Annotated in this window: 17 protein-coding genes; 14 read left to right on the top strand and 3 right to left on the bottom strand. The window is 61.2% G+C overall.

Going from position 1 to position 18431, the window contains the following annotated elements; genetic code table 11:
- The first annotated feature begins 189 nt into the window (after positions 1-189).
- From FP026_RS09285 to hemH, 8 genes are all read left to right on the top strand, one after another.
- The gene (locus FP026_RS09285; protein ID WP_149634342.1) at positions 190-1350 is read left to right on the top strand and encodes an aminodeoxychorismate synthase component I; all 1161 of its coding nucleotides are present in this window, start codon (positions 190-192) and stop codon (positions 1348-1350) included.
- Positions 1335-1976 carry an aminotransferase class IV family protein gene (locus tag FP026_RS09280; RefSeq protein ID WP_149634341.1) on the top strand — a complete coding sequence of 214 codons (642 nt, stop codon included), beginning with the start codon at positions 1335-1337 and terminating at the stop codon, positions 1974-1976. Before FP026_RS09285 ends, FP026_RS09280 begins: the two co-directional genes overlap by 16 nt.
- 3 nt (positions 1977-1979) lie before the next feature.
- Positions 1980-2264, top strand: a complete 285-nt coding sequence (locus tag FP026_RS09275; protein WP_149634340.1) for a YciI family protein — start codon at positions 1980-1982, stop codon at positions 2262-2264.
- Positions 2265-2504: 240 nt separating this feature from the next.
- Positions 2505-3956, top strand: coding sequence for a homospermidine synthase (locus FP026_RS09270; protein WP_149634339.1), 1452 nt, complete (start codon positions 2505-2507; stop codon positions 3954-3956).
- Positions 3957-4137: 181 nt separating this feature from the next.
- Positions 4138-4524, top strand: a complete 387-nt coding sequence (locus tag FP026_RS09265) for a hypothetical protein (RefSeq protein WP_149634338.1) — start codon at positions 4138-4140, stop codon at positions 4522-4524.
- A gap of 28 nt (positions 4525-4552) precedes the next feature.
- A complete protein-coding gene (locus FP026_RS09260; protein ID WP_149634337.1) occupies positions 4553-4876 on the top strand; it encodes a hypothetical protein in 324 nt (107 codons plus the stop codon).
- 146 nt (positions 4877-5022) lie between these two features.
- Positions 5023-7122, top strand: coding sequence for a 5'-nucleotidase C-terminal domain-containing protein (locus FP026_RS09255; protein ID WP_149634336.1), 2100 nt, complete (start codon positions 5023-5025; stop codon positions 7120-7122).
- A 97-nt stretch (positions 7123-7219) separates the two neighbouring features.
- On the top strand, positions 7220-8245 hold the full coding sequence (gene hemH, locus FP026_RS09250; protein ID WP_149634335.1) for a ferrochelatase: 1026 nt from the start codon (positions 7220-7222) through the stop codon (positions 8243-8245).
- Between the two features lie 76 nt (positions 8246-8321).
- Here the strand turns inward: hemH and FP026_RS09245 are convergent, their stop codons facing one another.
- Positions 8322-9230 carry a S1C family serine protease gene (locus FP026_RS09245; RefSeq protein WP_149634334.1) on the bottom strand — a complete coding sequence of 303 codons (909 nt, stop codon included), beginning with the start codon at positions 9228-9230 and terminating at the stop codon, positions 8322-8324.
- Positions 9231-9530: 300 nt separating this feature from the next.
- Between FP026_RS09245 and FP026_RS09240 the strand changes: the two genes are divergently transcribed.
- Together FP026_RS09240 and FP026_RS09235 are read left to right on the top strand one after the other, a co-directional pair.
- Positions 9531-10547, top strand: coding sequence for an SPFH domain-containing protein (locus tag FP026_RS09240; protein WP_149634333.1), 1017 nt, complete (start codon positions 9531-9533; stop codon positions 10545-10547).
- Position 10548: 1 nt separating this feature from the next.
- Positions 10549-11007 carry an NfeD family protein gene (locus FP026_RS09235; RefSeq protein WP_149634332.1) on the top strand — a complete coding sequence of 153 codons (459 nt, stop codon included), beginning with the start codon at positions 10549-10551 and terminating at the stop codon, positions 11005-11007.
- Here the strand turns inward: FP026_RS09235 and FP026_RS09230 are convergent, their stop codons facing one another.
- The gene (locus FP026_RS09230) at positions 11008-12003 is read right to left on the bottom strand and encodes a KpsF/GutQ family sugar-phosphate isomerase (protein ID WP_149634331.1); all 996 of its coding nucleotides are present in this window, start codon (positions 12001-12003) and stop codon (positions 11008-11010) included. It abuts the gene before it with no gap.
- A 198-nt stretch (positions 12004-12201) separates the two neighbouring features.
- Between FP026_RS09230 and FP026_RS09225 the strand changes: the two genes are divergently transcribed.
- The gene (locus FP026_RS09225; protein ID WP_149634330.1) at positions 12202-13728 is read left to right on the top strand and encodes an outer membrane beta-barrel protein; all 1527 of its coding nucleotides are present in this window, start codon (positions 12202-12204) and stop codon (positions 13726-13728) included.
- Between the two features lie 93 nt (positions 13729-13821).
- Here FP026_RS09225 and galU read toward each other — a convergent pair whose 3' ends face one another.
- Positions 13822-14709 carry a UTP--glucose-1-phosphate uridylyltransferase GalU gene (gene galU / locus FP026_RS09220; protein ID WP_149634329.1) on the bottom strand — a complete coding sequence of 296 codons (888 nt, stop codon included), beginning with the start codon at positions 14707-14709 and terminating at the stop codon, positions 13822-13824.
- A gap of 202 nt (positions 14710-14911) precedes the next feature.
- On the opposite strand from galU, the gene FP026_RS09215 reads away from it, so the two are divergent.
- The 3 genes from FP026_RS09215 to FP026_RS09205 all read left to right on the top strand — a co-directional run bounded on the left by FP026_RS09215 (position 14912) and on the right by FP026_RS09205 (position 18390).
- Positions 14912-16135: a lytic murein transglycosylase gene (locus FP026_RS09215; RefSeq protein WP_149634328.1), complete on the top strand. Its 1224-nt coding sequence runs from the start codon at positions 14912-14914 to the stop codon at positions 16133-16135.
- 77 nt (positions 16136-16212) lie between these two features.
- Positions 16213-17403, top strand: a complete 1191-nt coding sequence (locus tag FP026_RS09210; protein WP_149634327.1) for an SGNH/GDSL hydrolase family protein — start codon at positions 16213-16215, stop codon at positions 17401-17403.
- Positions 17404-17640: 237 nt separating this feature from the next.
- On the top strand, positions 17641-18390 hold the full coding sequence (locus tag FP026_RS09205) for an aminoacyl--tRNA ligase-related protein (RefSeq protein WP_149634326.1): 750 nt from the start codon (positions 17641-17643) through the stop codon (positions 18388-18390).
- Positions 18391-18431 lie beyond the last annotated feature (41 nt).

Raw genomic sequence — 18431 nt, 5'->3', positions numbered from 1 at the left:
CTCCCCGCCAATGCGGGGAGAGGGAGTGATCGCAATCGCTACACCGCCTTTGCACGGAATGGTGTGGTGAATGCAGAACCAGTCCCCTCTCCCCGCGAGCGGGGAGAGGGCTAGGGTGAGGGGCTAGGTGCAACGGCATATGTAATCATGCCTGGGATCGACTGAACAAGACTGGATCGAAATCCGCGCATGGCCGATGCCATACCCTACGTCCTCTTCAGGGACGACAGCACAGGACAGGTGATGATCTTCGCCGAACCGGCCGAGATCATCGTAGCCCATACGCGCGTGCAGTTTTTCGATGCGCTGGATCGCATGGAAAAGGCCAGGCGAGAGGGAAAATGGCTGGCCGGCTACATGGCTTATGAGGCTGGCCATCTTTTCGAGGAAAAGCTTGCGCCATTCGCCGAGGAGAACCGCGAAACACCATTGCTCTGCTTCGGCGTTTTCGATGCGCCGGCTGCCGGCGGCCATCCGCTCGGTCAGCCGGCACAGCGCCCGGAAAACCAGGAGTTTCTCACAGAGCCGAAGGCCGCCTGGAATTTCGAGATATATCGGGAGCGCTTCGACAGGCTGCATTGGCATCTGCGCCAGGGCGATTGCTATCAGGCAAACCTCACCATGCCGATCCATGCCCGCTGGAACGGCGATCCACGCGCTGCCTTCTGGTCGCTGATCGAACGGCAGCCGGTGAAATACGGCGCGCTCGTCGATCTCGGCGGGCCGATCATCCTGTCGCGCTCGCCGGAGCTTTTCTTCCGCACGGACGAGGACGGCTGGATCGAGACGCATCCGATGAAGGGCACAGCAAAGCGCGGCAAGGATGCCGCCGAGGACGACGAGATCATCGCCGCCATGCTTGCCGACGAAAAGACGCAGGCCGAAAACCGCATGATCGTCGACCTGCTGCGCAACGATATCTCGCGCATCACCGAAGTCGGCACGCTCGACGTTCCCAGGCTTTTCGAAATCGAGACCTACCCCACGCTGCACCAGATGGTCAGCCATGTGCAGGCAAGGCTGCTTCCCGGCATCACAATTCGCGATATCCTCGCAGCACTCTTTCCCTGCGGCTCAATCACAGGCGCGCCGAAGATGCGGGCAATGGAAATCCTGCATGAACTCGAAGATACCCCCCGCGACGCCTATTGCGGCGCGATCGGCATGATCTCGCCGACCGGCGCCATGCGGTTTTCGGTGGCGATCCGCACGATCACGCTTTTCGAAGACGGCCGCGCGGTGTTCAATGTCGGCGGAGGCATCGTCTTCGATTCGACGGCGGAAGCGGAATATGAGGAATGCCTCCTCAAGGCGCGCTTCGCCGTGGGGGACCGATGGATCGACCGATAAAGGATTTTTCCCTGATCGAGACGCTGCGCTACGAGCCGGAAACCGGCTTCGTCCGCCTGCGCCTGCATCTTGCCCGCCTGCAGCGCTCCGCCCGCCGCCTCGGCTTTTCGGCTCCGAAGAACGTGCTTGGAAAACTCGAGCAGGCTGTTGCCGGTGCAGCCGCACCCTTGCGAGTCCGGCTGACGCTGGATCGCGAAGGACAGACGGCGGTGACGACGGCCCCCTTTGTCCCGCTGCCGCCCGACACTATCTGGCGCGTCCGCATCGCCGAAATCCGGCTCGATTCCGCCGACAAGCTGCTGCGCATAAAGACCACGCGCCGCGCAGTTTATGAAGCGGCGCGTGCCGAATATCGGCCCGACGAGGCGGACGAGGTGCTGCTGCTCAATGAGAAGGACGAGCTTTGCGAGGGAACGATCACATCCGTCTTCCTCGAGGACGGCGCGGACCTGCTCCGCACCCCGCCCATATCGGCCGGCCTGCTAGCCGGCGTCCTGCGCACCGAACTCATTTGCCAGCGCAAGGCCCGCGTCGGCCGTATCCGGCTCGACGACCTGAAAGATCGTCCCCTTTATGTCGGAAACTCCCTGCGCGGCCTGATCCGCGCGCAACTTCTATGGAATTGATTGATGTTCATCCTCTCGCTCACCTACCTCAAGGGCAATGACGAAGCCGACAAGCACATGGAACCGCATATGGCCTGGGTGAAGGAAGGCTATGCCAAGGGCTGGTTCCTTGCCTCCGGCCGCAAGGTGCCGCGCACCGGCGGCGTCATCTTCGCCCGTGGCGAGCGGACGGAGCTGGAAGCCTATGTCGCAGCCGACCCCTTCACCATCCACGGCATCGCCGTCTACGAAGTCCTGGAAATCGCCCTCACCACCGTTATTGACGGTTTGGAAGCCTTGCAGGCCTGATCGACGAAGACGGGCCGTCACAGCTCAGTTCCTCCTAGGTCAGTGAAAACAAACCTTGAAGGCAACAAACTCGTCGCATATGGCGTGTATGTTGGCCTTCTTGACTTTGCCCGGCTAACCCTGAACAGCTCTTTATTGTGACATCAAATTATGATTAGAGCCGCTCATCTCGCGTTTTCGCGCCAACTCTGATTGAATTTCGCAAACCGAACGGCGTCCTGCCTTTCGAAGGAGAAAAGAATGACGGAAAAGAACTATCCGGTATATGCCGAAATTACCGGTCCGATCGTGATGATCGGCTTTGGCTCCATCGGTCGCGGCACCCTGCCCCTGATCGAGCGCCATTTCAAATTCGACAAAAGCCGGATGGTCGTCATCGACCCGCAGATGGACGCCGAGCACCTGGCGATCCTGGAAAAGCATGGCGTCCGTCATATCAAGGAATATGTCACCAGGGACAATTACAAGGATCTCCTGAAGCCGCTCCTGACAGAAGGCGACGGCCAGGGCTTCTGCGTCAACCTCTCGGTCGACACCGGCTCGCTCGATTTGGTCAAGCTATGCCGCAAGCTCGACGTGCTCTACATCGACACCGTCGTCGAACCCTGGCTCGGCTTCTATTTCGACAAGAGCCTGAAGAACGCCGACCGCACGAACTATGCGCTGCGTGAAACCATGCGCAAGGAAAAGGCGAAGAATCCCGGCGGCGCGACAGCCGTTTCCACCTGCGGCGCCAATCCGGGCATGGTCTCCTGGTTCGTCAAGCAGGCGCTCGTCAACCTCGCCAAGGATATCGGCCTGAAGTTCGAGGAGCCGGACCAGCACGACCGCGAAGGCTGGGCCAAGCTGATGAAGAAGGTCGGCGTCAAGGGCGTCCACATTGCCGAGCGCGACACGCAGCGCACCAAGCATCCGAAGCCGCTCAACGTCTTCTGGAACACCTGGTCGGTCGAAGGCTTCATCTCTGAAGGCCTGCAGCCGGCCGAACTCGGCTGGGGCACCCATGAGGAATGGATGCCGAAGAACGCCAAGAAGCATAAGAAGGGCTGCCAGGCCGCCATCTATCTGGAACAGCCGGGCGCCAACACCCGCGTCCGCACCTGGTGCCCGACCCCCGGCCCGCAATACGGTTTCCTCGTCACGCACAACGAGTCGATCTCGATCGCTGACTATTTCACCGTGCGCGACAAGGACGGCGAAGTGACCTTCCGCCCGACCTGCCACTATGCTTATCATCCTGCCAACGACGCCGTGCTTTCGCTGCACGAAATGTTCGGCAACGGCGGCACCGCGCAGCCGGTCCATCACGTTCTCGACGAGGACGAACTCGAGGACGGTATCGACGAACTCGGCGTGCTGCTCTACGGCCATGCCAAGAATGCCTATTGGTACGGTTCGCGTCTGTCTCTCGAAGAGACCCGCCGCATCGCCCCTTATCAGAACGCCACCGGCCTGCAGGTCACCTCGGCCGTGCTCGCCGGCATGGTCTGGGCGCTGGAAAACCCGAACGCCGGCATCGTCGAAGCCGACGAGGTCGACTACAAGCGGTGCCTCGAAGTGCAGCTGCCCTATCTCGGCCCGGTCGAAGGTCACTACACGGACTGGACGCCGCTCGATGGCCGTCCAGGCCTCTTCCCGGAAGATATCGACACCAAGGACCCCTGGCAGTTCCGGAACATTCTGGTTCGCTGAGAGCAATAAGGTTCGTCCGATACAACGCTTCAATGCCCGCACAGGTCGTGCGGGCATTTTTGTTACGCAAGCCAGATAAATCAAGCAGATCGGCGGTGAAGCCTTGCTTTAGCCCGATGGTCGCGTCATCTTCCTTGCAACCGATGCGCCATTAGTCCGCCCTTATTCGCGGGAGACATTTATGAAGATAAGAACCATGCTTGCCCTCGTTGCTGCCACCGCAGCCCTGTCCGCCTGTGTCGATTTCGGCGGATCGAGGCCGCCGCCGATGGGAATGAACACTGGCGCCCAGCCGCGGATGAACTCGGTGGAAGGCAGCTGGGCCGATTCGAACGGCCTGAACTCGACCTTCAACGCCGGTCGCTTCGAAACGCACACCACGGACGGCACGAACCAGCAGATGGCCTCGGGAACCTACACGACCGATCCGTCAGGCACGATCCAGATCAATCTTTATTCGAATATCAAGCGCACGTCGTCGAAGGTGAATTGCTTCCTGGCCAATCCGAGCCAGCTCAATTGCACGTCCGAAACAGGCGGGCATTTCTCGCTCAATCGTCAGGGCTGATATAAGCCCGCTGGACGGATAAGGCATCATGCGCGGCATGCTGGTCCTTTATCTGGCTCTTATCGCAGCCCTCCCCGTCGCCCTCATGGCGGCGGTTCTTCCCGTCAACACCTATCGGGCTCAGGGCATCGAGGCGCCCGATTGCGACGGGCCGATCAGCGTCCTCTTCTTCGCCTTGCCGGCCCTGCTGATCTATGGCGCCGGTGCGATCCTTCTCTACCGGAAGCGGAAACGGCGCTTTCACCTTGCAGTTTCCCTTTGCTGCCTGCTGGTCTTCTGTACCGTCGGGTGGAATGCCGCTGCGGCATTGCGGGAATCCTACGGCCCCGCCTCCGTCGAGGCATGTGCCTGATCCGGCGCTCATCTCGCCGCTTGCAAAAATCCTAATGAAGCCAACAGCTTTTGCTTGCGCTCGCTTGCCCGTGATGAAAACATCAGCGCGGGGGGCCGCCATGGGGCACAGGCGGGCCGGATTGCAATGACCAACAGGAGAGACAGATGAAGCAGCCCTTCGGAGTGGGCCTTTTGGCCGCCACGCTGCTGGCGCTCAGCACCAGTGCCGCCTTCGCGGACTATCAGCTCAACATCCTGCATTTCAATGATTTCCATTCGCGCGTGGAATCGATCAACAAGTTCGACGCGACCTGCTCGGCAGCCGAGGAAGCCAAGAATGAGTGCTTCGGCGGCGCAGCCCGGCTGAAGACCATCATCGACCAGCGGCGCGCAGCACTTGCCGGCCAGAACGTACTGGTTCTCGATGCCGGCGACAATTTCCAGGGCTCGCTGTTCTACACCACTTACAAGGGCGCGGCCGAAGTCGAATTCCTCAACGACATCAAGATCGACGCCATGACGGTCGGCAACCATGAGTTCGACGATGGCGAAGGCCCGCTTGCAGCCTTCCTCGACAAGGCACAATTCCCGGTCGTGACCGCCAATCTGGTGGTCGACGATCAGTCGAAGCTCGGCAACCGCATCAAGAAATCCATCGTGCTCGATGTCGGCGGCCAGAAGATCGGCATCGTTGGTGCCGTGACGACCGAAACGCCGGAACTGGCCTCGCCAGGCCCGCATGTGAAGATAACCGACGATGCCGCCGCCATCAGCGCCGAGGTGGATGCGCTGAAGTCGCAGGGCATCAACAAGATCATCGCTCTCACCCATGTCGGCTATCCCCGCGATGTCGAGAAGATCGCCAAGATCGCCGGCGTCAGCATCGTCGTCGGCGGCCATTCGCATACGCTCCTGTCGAATACCGACCCGAAGGCGGCCGGCCCCTATCCGACCATGGTCGACAATCCGGCGGGCTACAAGGTGCCGGTCGTCCAAGCAGCCTCCTATGGCAAGTATCTCGGCGATCTCGTCGTCACCTTCGACGATAACGGCATCGTCAAGGATGCCAAGGGTGACCCGATCCTGCTCGATGCCTCCATCAAGCCCGATCCGGCGATCGCCGCCCGCGTGCTGGAGATGGCAAAGCCGATCGAGGAGCTGCGCAAGAAGGTCATCGGCAGCTCGCAAGCGCCTATCGAAGGCGCGCGTGAAGTCTGCCGCGTTCAGGAATGCTCGATGGGCAATCTCGTTGCCGATGCAATGCTCGACCGCACCAAGACGCAAGGCATTTCCATCGCCATCCAGAACGGCGGAGGCTTGCGTGCCTCCATCGGCGCCGGCGATGTCAGCATGGGCGACGTCCTGACCGTGCTGCCCTTCCAGAACACGGTCGCGACCTTCCAGCTGACCGGCGCGGAGGTAAAGGCGGCGCTGGAAAACGGCCTCAGCCAGATCGATGAAGGCGCCGGCCGATTCCCGCAGGTTGCCGGCCTCAAATACAGCTTCGACAAGACCAAACCCGCAGGCAGCCGTCTCGTATCCGTCGAGGTGCAGGAAGGCACGGAATTCAAGCCGATCGATCCCGAAAAAGCCTATGGTATCGTCAGCAACAATTACATGCGCGCCGGCGGTGACGGCTATGCGGTCTTCGCCAAGGACGGCAAGAATGCCTATGATTTCGGCCCCAATCTGGAATCGGTGGTCGCCGATTATCTTGGCGCCCACAACCCCTACAAACCCTATACGGACGGTCGTATAACCCAGGTCGGCATCGTCGCGGCAACGGCGCAGCCCGCGCCGGCAAAGCCCGCCGATGCGACACAGCAGGCCGCGCCGGAGCAAAAGCCGGCACCTGCCGCTGACGGGGGCACTGCCTCTTCCACCGCGACGCCGCCCGCCTCTTCGGCCCCGAGCGTCACAGCCCCCAGCACGGCCATGCCGGCAAATCCGACGGCGACGCCATCCGCTCCGCCAAAGTCGGACCCGGCCGTGTCGACGCCTACGACCGAAACTCCGGCGACGTCGGCACCCGCGACGAGCGCTCCCGCCGCAACAACGCCGGAGACAGCCGCGCCGGTAGCCGCCGCCAGCGAGCCGCCGAAAACACCGACGACTCATGTCGTCGTCGCGGGCGATACGCTCTGGGATATTGCCAAGACCTATTATGGCAACGCCAATCGGTGGCACAAGCTTCTGGCGGCCAACCGCAATATCAGGCCGCATCATCTCCCGGTCGGCGAAAAGTTGAGGATTCCGTCCAAGTAAGGACGATTTGTCTCGCATGACAGAGCCGGTCCGGGCTTCCCCGGGCCGGCTTTTGTTCCTATGTGAAGGGCTTCGTTTCGCCCAGAAGGTATGATTGATGACCGCAGCAGCCGTGACCGGCCAACCACAACAGCAATCCGGCAAGATCGGCGTTCTCCTCGTCAACCTCGGCACGCCTGACGGCACCGACTACGCATCGATGCGGCGCTACCTACGCGAATTTCTCACGGACAGGCGCGTCATCGAATGGTCGCGGTGGAAATGGTATCCGATCCTGTTCGGCATCGTGCTCAACACCCGGCCGCAGAAGGTCGGCAAGGCCTATGAGACGATCTGGAACAAGGAAAGGAACGAGAGTTTCCTGCGCACCTATACCCGCAACCAGTCAGACCTCATGACGACACGGCTGGCGGACCTGCCTGATGTCATCGTCGACTGGGCGATGCGCTACGGGACGCCGTCGATCGGCGAGCGCATTCAGGCGCTGCAGGATCGCGGCTGCGACCGCATCCTGCTCTTCCCTCTCTATCCGCAATATGCGGCGGCAACGACCGCTACCGTCAACGACAAGGCTTTCGAGAAACTGGTGAAGATGCGCTGGCAGCCGGCCCTACGCACCGTGCCGGATTATCATACCGACCCGACCTATATCGAAGCGCTTGCTGATTCCGTCACCCGGCATCTTTCGACGCTCGACTGGCAGCCGGAAAAGGTGCTGGCCTCCTTCCACGGCATACCGCTTTCCTATTCGCAGCAAGGCGATCCTTACTACGGCCAGTGCATCGAGACCGGCCGCCTGCTGCGTGAAAGACTAGGGCTCTCCGAAGATCAGTTCATGGTCACCTTCCAGTCGCGCTTCGGCCCGGAGGAATGGCTGCAGCCCTATACCGACAAGACTGTGGAAGAGCTTGCCAAAAGCGGCACCAGGCGCGTCGCCGTTCTCAATCCGGGCTTCGTTTCCGACTGCCTGGAGACGCTCGAGGAAATCGCCGAACAGGCAGCCGAATCCTTCCATCATAATGGCGGCGAGAAATTCACCCATATTCCCTGTCTCAACGACAGCGAAGACGGCATGAAAGTGCTGGAAAAGGTCGTGCGGCGGGAGCTGCTCGGCTGGGTGTAAGAGGCCGGCCGGAATTGCGTGAAACAAAGAGATAAAGCGGTTCAGAGATTCCATGAAAAGCTGAACCGCTCGACGCCTATTGCAGCTGCGGCTTCTTGAGGAAGCTGCTGCGATCCGCCGACTTGACACGCAGCCAGGCTTCGCGGCCATCGCGCAGCACCCGCATGGGGATCTCGGCGCCGGCCGGCCCGCTCTCCCATACCTTGCGGTAGAAGTCGGCGAGACCGTCGACTTCACCGTCGCGGATCTCGGAAATGACATCACCCCGGCGCAACCCTGCCTTGGCCGCCGGGCCGCCCTCGGTGACGCTCATGACAACAACATCGCCGTTGCTTTCGGCCGAGAAGGCGCCGAGCCACGGCCGCGGGGGCTTGTTGACCCGCCCGCGCTTGATGAGATCCTCCAGGATGGGCAACAGCAGGTTGATCGGCACGATCATGTTGATGTCGGCGCTATCGCCATTCTGGGTTGCCATCTGCAAATGCAGCGAGCCGACGCCGAGAAGCTTGCCATCTTCGTCGAGAAGAGCCGCGCCGCCCCATGAGGGATGCGCCGGCGCAACGAAGATGGCCTCATCGACCAGATATTCCCAATAGCCGGCAAACTCCTGCTTGGCGACGATCTTCGCCTCGACGAATTGGCCGATCCCGTCGGCCACGACGACCTCATCGCCGACCTCGGCCTTGTCCGCGTCGCCGAATTCCAGGGCGGGCACGTCGAGCGGGCCGAGCGCCTGCACCAGGCCGAACCCGGTTTCCTGATCGTAAGCCAAGGCATGGCCAGGCACGACGCGGCCGCTATTGGTCGTCAGCCAGACATTGTCGGCTTCCGTGATCAGGTAGCCGATGGTCAAGACGAGCCCGTTGCCCCGGATGACCACGCCGCTGCCTTCCCTGCGGGTGCCGAGCGTTGCCGCTGTGAAAGCATCTTCCGGAATTGAGGCGTGCACGGCCACGACTGACCGTAAGGTCCTATCGATATTCATAGCTTCACCCTGGTGATGCGCGATGACTTGGCTCGAAAGACTGCGGAGCAGCGGAGCCAGAAATTCCTATAATAAAGTATGAAGATCAACCGCCGGAAGCAAGACCCGGTCGCAATTGATTGATTTGAGTTTGCAAACACCTTCCTTCGACGCCCATTCCTCACTTGTCGAGAACATGTTAACCCACCACATCTGATTGAGCTGCCGCCTCTTATGCTCGGGCGAGCGATTGGAGGCAGAACGGCAGCGATTGACGCGACGCGGTTCCGCTGCAGGCGGGCGCGTCCATGGAGGAATTCAATGGTAGTCGGTGGTTTCAGCATCGTCGTGATTGCCCTGATCGTCCTGGTCATCCTGGTGCTGTTCGCAGGGATCAAGACCGTACCGCAGGGATATCGCTACACGGTCCAGCGCTTTGGTCGCTATACCCGCACGCTGGAACCGGGGCTCAACCTGATCGTGCCCTTCATCGACACGATCGGCGCGCGCATGAACGTGATGGAACAGGTGCTATCCGTGCCGACGCAGGAGGTCATCACCAAGGACAATGCCAGCATCTCGGCCGATGCGGTGGCTTTCTTCCAGGTGCTAAACGCGGCCCAGGCCGCCTATCAGATCACCAATCTCGAAACCGCGATCCTCAATTTGACCAAGACCAATATCCGCTCGGTGATGGGCTCGATGGACCTCGATGAATTACTGTCCAATCGCGACGTCATCAACGAGCGCCTGCTGCGGGTCGTCGACGAGGCCGCCGAGCCCTGGGGTATCAAGATGACGCGCATCGAGATCAAGGATATCCAGCCGCCGAAAGATCTGGTCGATGCCATGGGTCGGCAGATGAAGGCCGAGCGAGAAAAGCGCGCGCAGGTTTTGGAGGCCGAGGGCTTGCGCAATGCTCAGATCCTGCGCGCCGAAGGCGCCAAGCAGGCCGCAGTCCTTCAGGCCGAGGGCCAGCGCGAGGCGGCCTTCCGCAATGCCGAGGCGCGCGAGCGTCTCGCCGAGGCGGAAGCGAAGGCGACCCGCGTGGTGTCCGAGGCTATTGCCGAGGGCAATGTGCAGGCGATCAACTACTTCATTGCGCAGAAATACACCGAAGCCCTCACCGCGATCGGCGCCGCCGGCAATTCGAAGATCGTCCTGATGCCGATGGAGGCTAGCTCCATCATCGGTTCGCTCGGCGGCATCGGCGCCATCGCCCGCGAAGTTTTCGGCGACAATGGTGACGGCAATGGGACGCCACAGGCACCCCGTCCGCGCTCCGGCCCGGCACGCACCACGCCTTCGGTCAATCCGCTGACGTCGAAGGAGAGCTGAGATGATCGACAATTTCGTCGTCGAGCTCGGCCCCTGGAGCTGGTGGCTGGTGGGTTTGGTGCTGCTCGCCGCCGAGTTGATCCTGCCGGGCTTCTTCCTGGTCTGGATCGGTCTGGCGGGCATCATCGTCGGCGCTTTGTCCCTGCTTTTCTGGGACAGCGCCTTCTGGGTCTGGCAGGTACAGGGGCTTGTCTTCGCCGCCACGGCCGTGATCGTCACCCTCATTGGGCGCCGCTATCTCTACAACAACACCCAGGTGACCGACGAGCCGTTCCTCAATCAGCGCGGCGCCAGCCTGGTCGGCCGAACGGCAACGCTCGATCAGCCGATCAGCGAGGGCCGGGGGCGCATTCGCTTGAACGATACCTATTGGACGGTCAGCGGACCGGATTTGCCTATCGGCACGCGCGTCAAGGTCGTCGCCAGCAACGGCCGCGAGCTTACGGTCGAACCCGTCTGATCAGGCTACGCCGATCCGCAGCAGATCGTGGAAATGCACGACGCCGATCGGCCGGCGTGCATCGTCGACGACGATAAGCGCCGAGATATTATGGCGATTGAGCACGGCCATGGCGCTCGTCGCCAGCGTCGTTTCCTTCACCGTCTTCGGATTGCGGGTCATCACCTCGTCCACGCGCATCTCGGCGAGGCTGGTGCCGAGATTGCGGGCGATGTCGCCATCGGTGACGATGCCGCAGAGGCAACCGTCGTCATCGATCACGCCGACACAGCCGAAGCGCATTTGCGAAAGCGTCATCGCCGCTTCCGGCATGCCTGTGCCGAGCTTGACCAGGGGCACGCGATCACCCTTGTGCATGATATCGGCGACATGCGACAGGCTGGCACCCAGCTTGCCGCCCGGATGGAAGGTGCGGAAATCCTCGGCCGTGAAGCCCCTCGCCTCTAGCAGCGCCACGGTCAGCGCGTCACCGATGGCAAGCTGCAGCAGTGTCGACGTCGTTGGCGCCAGCCCGTGCGGGCAGGCCTCCTGCTCCTTCGGCAGCAGCAGAACCACGTCCGACTCGCGTGCAAGGGTGGAAGTCTCGCCTGATGTAATGGCGATCATCGGGATCGAAAAGCGGCGGGAATAGCTGATAATGCCGCGCAGCTCGGCACTCTCGCCACCCCAGGATATCGCGATGATGATGTCATCCTGTGTGATCATGCCAAGATCGCCGTGATTGGCCTCGACCGGATGCACGAAGAAAGCAGGGGTCCCGGTGGAAGCCAGGCTGGCGGCAAGCTTGTTGCCGATATGGCCGCTCTTGCCGACGCCGGTGATGACGACACGGCCCCTGATATCGCCGATGATCTCCACCGCGCGGCTGAAGGGCTCGGCCAGACCGTTGGTCAGAGCGCGTTCCAGCGCCTCCATGCCCCGCCTCTCGGTCTCGATCGTTCGCATCGCGGATTCGATCGCACCGTTCTCGATGAGTCTTACAGCTCTCTTATTCATGAGCGAGGCCTAACGCTTTTCTGCAAATCTGTCCACAGAAGATCGACTTATGGCCGCACCGCCGGCCGGCCAGCCCATATCGACAATATTACCGATCCACATCGGCGCGTAGTCCTTTGGCAACCAAGCGTTAACCACGTGGCTTTACACTTGGGTAAGAATTTTAAGACTTTTCCAGCAGGGTCAGACATAAATAAAATGAACATCGGCAAGGATAAGGCGGGTCATGGTGCCCTCCAGCTGACGGCATGGGCGACCTTTGCCGTGCTCGGCTGGGGTATCGCATTCGCCGCGCCGATGTCGGTCTATGCGCAATCGCTCTTACCCGGGCAGAACCTCGACGACAGCTTGCCTGCATCAACATTGGCATCCCCGACTGATCCGACGACCTCCTTCGCAGGCAGTGCGCAAGCGGTCCAGCCGACGAACCCGGCCTCCGCCAGCGCGTCGAATAGCGACTCGCCGCCGAACATGCGCCTCCGCCTTGATGGCGTCGATCCCACCACCACGGGCTCCACGCTCGATAATGACCTGCGCCGCGTCAACCTGCCGGAACCGACGGTCGATGGATTGAAGGCGCGCCAATATCCGGATCGGGCGGATGTCCAGGGCATACCGCTCGGCACCTTCACCCTGCGCCCTTCCGTCAACCAGTCGATCAATGTCGAGCGGGATCGCACCGGCTCCACCGAGGACAACCGCACTTTCCTGCAGACGGATCTGCGCAGCACCTTGACCTCGGATTGGGACCGTCATGCCCTGACCATTACCGGCGAAGGCGTCTGGCAAAAGAACCTCAGCGGCACGAGCGAAGAAAAACCGACCATCAATCTCAACGCCGACCTGCGGCTCGATCTTCCCGCCGATACCACCGCGCATATCACCGCCGGCTATCAGTTCTACCGCGAGGACACGAGCGACCCGAACGCGATCGCCGGCGCCTCGAAGCAATCGGCGGTCAACCAGTTCACGACCGGGCTTTCGCTGGAACGCGACTTCGGTCTGCTGCGCGGGACGACGGCGCTGGCACTGACGCGCACAGTCTATTCCGATGCCGTGCTTTCCGACGGAACCAAGGTCACGCTCAGCGACCGCGACCAGACGGCCGGCACCTGGCGCGGGCGTATCGGCTACGAGCTCTCGCCCGCCATCATTCCCTTCGTGGAAGTCAATCTCGGCCGAGCCATCTACGATCAGACGCGCGACAGCAACGGCTATGCCCGCTCGAACCAGAGCTATGGCGGCAAGGGCGGCGTCGAATTCGACCTTGGCGAAAAGTTCAAGGGCGAACTGGGCTTCGGCTATCAGCACACGCAATTCGATGATTCGCGCCTGGCGTCCGTGGACTCGCCGACGATCGACGGCAATCTCGCCTGGTCGCCGCAGCGCGGCACGGATATCAGCATCGGCCTTTCGACCACGGTCCAGCCCTCCACCACGGCCGGCCTCAGCGGCTATACCGCCTACCAGCTCACGAGCACCGTAAGCCATCAGCTGCGCGACGACTTGACCGCCAAAGTGACGGGCGGAACGATCTGGCGCGACTATCCTTCCAACGGCGGCGCCTCCGACGAAACCGAATACGACACGGCTTTCGGCCTGACGTGGGGGATCAACCGCTACCTCGATCTGACCAGCAATATCGGCTATCAGCTGACCACCAGAAAGGCCGGCGACGATACGCACCAGCTTCAGGCCGGCGTCGGCTTGACGGTGAAGCGCTAACTCCGCCCCCTGGATCGAGCCTTTTTCCCCGCAAACGAAATGAGGCCCGGCATAACCGGGCCTCGATGCTTTGTCTGTGAAGATCGCAAGCGCTTATTTCAGGGCTGCGATCAGCGCCTTCAGCTCGTTTTCGATGGTCGGGCGGATATCCGCGCGCGCCAGCGAGAAAGCGACATTGGCGAGGATGAAGCCATCCTTTGCGCCACAGTCGAAGGTCTGGCCCTGGAAGTGATAGCCGGCGAAGTCCTGCGTCTGCGCGAGTTTCAGCATGCCGTCGGTCAGCTGGATCTCGTTGCCGGCGCCGCGTTCCTGGCTTTCAAGGATGCGGAAGATTTCCGGCTGCAGGATGTAGCGGCCGTTGATGAAGAAGTTGGACGGAGCCGTGCCCTTGGCCGGCTTTTCGATCATTTCGGTGATGCGGAAACCGTTGCCGATCGTCTCGCCGACACCGACGATACCATATTTATGGGTCTGATCGGGCGCGCATTCCTCGACGGCGATGACATTGCCGCCGCTATGCTCATAAAGCTCGATCATGCCCTTCATGCAGCCCTTGTCGGCGCGCATGACCATATCGGGCAGCAAAAGCGCGAAGGGCTCGTCACCGACGATCTCTCGGGCGCACCAGACGGCGTGGCCGAGGCCGAGCGGTTCCTGCTGGCGCGTGAAGCTCGCCGTGCCGGCCTTCGGCAGCAGGCCGTTCAGCAGCGACAGTTCGGCATTCTTGTTGCGCTGGCGCAGCGTCTGCTCGAGCTCGAACTGGATATCGAAATAATCTTCGATGACGTGCTTGCTGCGGCCCGTCACGAAGACGAAATGCTCGATGCCCGCTTCCATCGCCTCGTCGACGACATATTGGATCACCGGCTTATCCACGACAGTCAGCATTTCCTTCGGTACCGCCTTGGTCGCCGGCAGGAACCGCGTCCCTAGTCCGGCAACCGGAAATACTGCCTTACGCACCTTCTTATGCTGTCCCACTCATACCTCCTGGGCATTAAAACGCTGGCGCCAAGCCATTCGAAACGTCAGTAGATTAAATTTGCTACTGTTTTGCAAATAATGACTGGCCCGCACTTCCATGGTAAAGAATTTGTTGACTTCGTTCCTTTAGTGTCACGCTTGGGCGACTGCCATTTGCTTCGCCGCACCGAAATCCAACGATTGATGGACCAGGCTGTAGATGACCTTAAACCGCAAAAACTCCCTTCGTGGTCTCGCTCTGGCGCTCGCGCTCGGCGCCTTTGCGGGATTCTTCCCCGTTAACGCCAATGCTGACCCTGGGTTCCAGAAATGGATCGCGGGCTTCTACGCCACCGCTGCAAAGAGCGGCATCACACAATCGACCTATCGCGATGCATTTGCCGGCGTGACCGACCCCGACCCCACGGTCCTCGAAAAAGCGCAGTATCAACCGGAGTTCAAGTCCCAGATCTGGGACTACCTCGACTCCCGTGTCAATCCCTATACCGTGGATATTGGCCGGAAGATGGCGGTCAAATATGCATCCACACTGCGTGCACTTGAGCAGCGCTTCGGCGTCGACAGAAACATCATGCTGGCGATCTGGTCGATGGAATCCAACTATGGCGCCGTGCTGGCCAAGAACGACCGGCTGCATTATGTGCCCCGCGCGCTCGCGACGCTCGCCTACGCCGATCCCAAGCGGGCCAATTATGCGAAGAAGCAGCTGGTTGCCGCGCTGAAGATCCTGCAGAAGGGCGATATCTCGCGCAAGGAGCTGAACGGCTCCTGGGCCGGCGCCATGGGCCATACGCAATTCATTCCGACCAGCTACCTGCTCTATGCCGTGGATGCCGACGGCAGCGGCCATCCGGATATCTGGAACTCCATTCCGGACGCCTTGGCGACCACGGCCAATCTTCTTGCCAAGAACGGCTGGGATACCGGGCGCACATGGGGCTATGAAGTCGTAGTACCGCCCGGCGGCAGCGCCCAGGCCGGCAAAACCCACACCGTCGCGCAATGGGCAGCCCTCGGCTTCGTCCGCCCCAACGGCAAGAGCTTCCGCCTGACCTCCGACCGCGCCCAGCTGAAAATGCCGGGCGGCCCGGATGGCCCGGGTTTCCTGATGACCGGCAACTTCTTCACCGTCAAGCGCTACAACGCCTCGGACAGCTATGCGCTGGCCGTCGGTTTGCTCGCGGATCAGATCGCCGGCTATGGCGGCATGCAGCAATCCTGGCCGCGCCCGAGCGGCGCGCTCGACGTCAAGCAGAAATTTGAGCTGCAGACGCGCCTGAAAGAGCTCGGCTATTACGACGGCGTCGTCGACGGCAATTTCGGATCTGGCTCCAAGGCTGCGATATCAGCCCTTCAGCAACGCATGGGCATGGATGCCGATGGCGAGCCCTCGATGGGCCTGCTGAAAGCATTGCGCAAGTAGGCCGCATAAAACGGACCTCGATCGCTTGACGGGAAATTTGTCTTCATGCGATCGCGGGGCGTCAGCGGAAAGTAGCTATGATAAAACGACCTGCCCGCGCGACCATGGCAACAGCAAGGATTGTCCTTGCGGCATTCCTTGCGGCCGTCATCATGTTCGGCGGCCTGTGGAGCGCAGCCGAAGCGCAGGAGCGGCCGCGCAGAAACCTGTTCGATATGCTGTTCGGCACCCGCGAGCCGGACTATCCCGATCAGCCGGCCGAGCAGCCGCCACCGCGTCGAAAGGCCCAGCCGCGCAAGCGGCCGACCCCACCGCCTCGGCAACCGGTCGTGCAGCCGGAAACGCCGCCGCCGACGGAAAAGCGTCCCGATGCTAAAACCATTCTCGTCGTCGGCGACTTCCTGGCGAGTGGCCTGGCGGCGGGACTGGAGGATGCCTTCTCCACCTCCCCCGGCGTCGTCATCCAGGCCCGCAGCAATATCGCTTCCGGCCTCGTCCGGCAGGATTATTACAACTGGCCGCAACAACTGCCCGGGATGATCGATCAGTTGAAGCCGGCCATGGTCATCGTCATGATCGGCGCCAACGACCGACAGCAGATGATCGGCGACGGGCTGAATGAGAAATACGGCACCGATCCGTGGTTCCTCGCCTATGAAGAGCGCGTGCAGCAATTCGCCAAGCTGGTGACGAGCCGCCATATCCCGCTGCTCTGGGTGGGACTGCCCTCCTTCGGCTCGGATCAGTTGAGCGCAGGTGCGGTCAAGCTCAATCAGATCTACCAAAGCCAGATGACCAGCGTCGGCGGCGAATTCATCGACATATGGGACGGATTTACCGACCAGAACGGCGAATTCATCGTTACCGGCTCCGACATAAACGGCCAGCAGGTTCGATTGAGGACGGCAGATGGCGTTAACCTGACGGTGGCCGGCAAGCGCAAGGTCGCCTTCTATGTCGAAAAGCCGGCGCGCCGGATATTGGGAGATCAGGCAAGCCCCGACATCACCCGCCTCGACACGGGCAATTCGCTGCCGGCACTGCAGGCCAACCTCCCCGCAACCGAGATGGAAAAAATAACCCGCACGCAGCCGATAAGTCTTTCCGACCCCGACCTCGACGGCGGCTCGCAACTCCTGGGCGCCGCGCCGGCACCCGCCGTGACGACGCCCTCGCCACGCGATCTTCTGGTCGAGAAGGGCCGAATGGATCCGCCACCGGCCGGCCGCGTGGACGACTACCGGTTGCCGGGATCGGTGGCGCGGTAGATGCGCTGGAGCGGTTTGACAAGCTTGCAGACCGCCAATAGAAGTACTGCATGAGTACGAACAGCGCAGATCATATCGATCGTAACCGCACCTGCCGGCAGGCTGCGATTTTGCGCGCTTTCTCCGGCTGAGGTCTCCGCGTCCAGTCGTGACGGCCGGAGCGATTGGCGTGTCCGGCGGCTGCTGGACGTAAAGCCCTCACCTCAAAACATCAACGTTGCCTATGGAGAATGGCACGTGCTCAATATCTATAACGTCAATTCGCTCGTTCATTGGGAAGAGCGGGATATCAAACTGCGCGACGATCTCGTCCGGTTCTTTTCCGATGAAGTCGCACGCTTTCTGCGATCCGCAAACTCCGCCTGGGATTTTCGCAGGGTCGAAGCTCCGACCCTGATGCCTCGAAGCCTCGTCTCGGATGCCTATTCCAACCCGGACATATGGGTACAGGAGCAGGTATCGAAGACCGAGATTGAACTTGTGCTTCGGCCCGAAACGACGCCATCAACCTATGCCTACATGCAGCATCTTCTCGGAAACCATTCGAGAACGCGGCTGCCTTTGTGCGTCTGGCAGGCTGGGAAATCCTATCGCCGCGAACAGGAGCAGCCGAGCAAGCATGTGCGGCTCAAGGAATTCTGGCAGCTTGAATTCCAATGCGCGTTTACCGCCGATAGCGGCAATGATTACCACACCGCCTCGCTGGAACCGGTCCGCCGCATGATCGCCTCGGTGATCCATCTGCCGACGCGGATCGTGCCATCCGATCGCCTCCCGGCCTATTCCGAAATCACGATGGATATCGAGATCGACAACGGCGACAAATGGATGGAGGTCTGCTCGATTTCGAAACGGACGGACTTTCCGCAGCGCTATCGCAGCCAGCCGAAGAAGGAACCGGCGGTAGACCATGACATCGCAGTGCTGGAAATCGCGATCGGCCTCGACCGCTGCATCTACAACTGGAACATCGCTGCAAACCGATAAGAACAAAGGCCGGGTTCATTGCGAACCCGGCCTTTTGATAA

Origin of the sequence: Martinezella tropici (assembly GCF_008370325.1) — a bacterium.
In the GTDB taxonomy this organism is placed as follows: domain Bacteria; phylum Pseudomonadota; class Alphaproteobacteria; order Rhizobiales; family Rhizobiaceae; genus Rhizobium; species Rhizobium tropici_B.
This window is presented reverse-complemented; position numbering and strand designations above follow the sequence as displayed.

Bases quoted from the DNA above. Each gene is read 5' to 3' on its own strand.
- FP026_RS09255 (WP_149634336.1), top strand. From the start codon at position 5,023: ATGAAGCAGCCCTTCGGAGTGGGCCTTTTGGCCGCCACGCTGCTGGCG.
- FP026_RS09230 (WP_149634331.1), bottom strand. From the start codon at position 12,003: ATGAATAAGAGAGCTGTAAGACTCATCGAGAACGGTGCGATCGAATCC.
- FP026_RS09235 (WP_149634332.1), top strand. From the start codon at position 10,549: ATGATCGACAATTTCGTCGTCGAGCTCGGCCCCTGGAGCTGGTGGCTG.
- FP026_RS09265 (WP_149634338.1), top strand. From the start codon at position 4,138: ATGAAGATAAGAACCATGCTTGCCCTCGTTGCTGCCACCGCAGCCCTG.
- hemH (WP_149634335.1), top strand. From the start codon at position 7,220: ATGACCGCAGCAGCCGTGACCGGCCAACCACAACAGCAATCCGGCAAG.
- FP026_RS09270 (WP_149634339.1), top strand. From the start codon at position 2,505: ATGACGGAAAAGAACTATCCGGTATATGCCGAAATTACCGGTCCGATC.
- FP026_RS09240 (WP_149634333.1), top strand. From the start codon at position 9,531: ATGGTAGTCGGTGGTTTCAGCATCGTCGTGATTGCCCTGATCGTCCTG.
- FP026_RS09245 (WP_149634334.1), bottom strand. From the start codon at position 9,230: ATGAATATCGATAGGACCTTACGGTCAGTCGTGGCCGTGCACGCCTCA.
- FP026_RS09275 (WP_149634340.1), top strand. From the start codon at position 1,980: ATGTTCATCCTCTCGCTCACCTACCTCAAGGGCAATGACGAAGCCGAC.
- FP026_RS09225 (WP_149634330.1), top strand. From the start codon at position 12,202: ATGAACATCGGCAAGGATAAGGCGGGTCATGGTGCCCTCCAGCTGACG.
- FP026_RS09260 (WP_149634337.1), top strand. From the start codon at position 4,553: ATGCGCGGCATGCTGGTCCTTTATCTGGCTCTTATCGCAGCCCTCCCC.
- FP026_RS09210 (WP_149634327.1), top strand. From the start codon at position 16,213: ATGATAAAACGACCTGCCCGCGCGACCATGGCAACAGCAAGGATTGTC.
- FP026_RS09280 (WP_149634341.1), top strand. From the start codon at position 1,335: ATGGATCGACCGATAAAGGATTTTTCCCTGATCGAGACGCTGCGCTAC.
- FP026_RS09285 (WP_149634342.1), top strand. From the start codon at position 190: ATGGCCGATGCCATACCCTACGTCCTCTTCAGGGACGACAGCACAGGA.
- FP026_RS09215 (WP_149634328.1), top strand. From the start codon at position 14,912: ATGACCTTAAACCGCAAAAACTCCCTTCGTGGTCTCGCTCTGGCGCTC.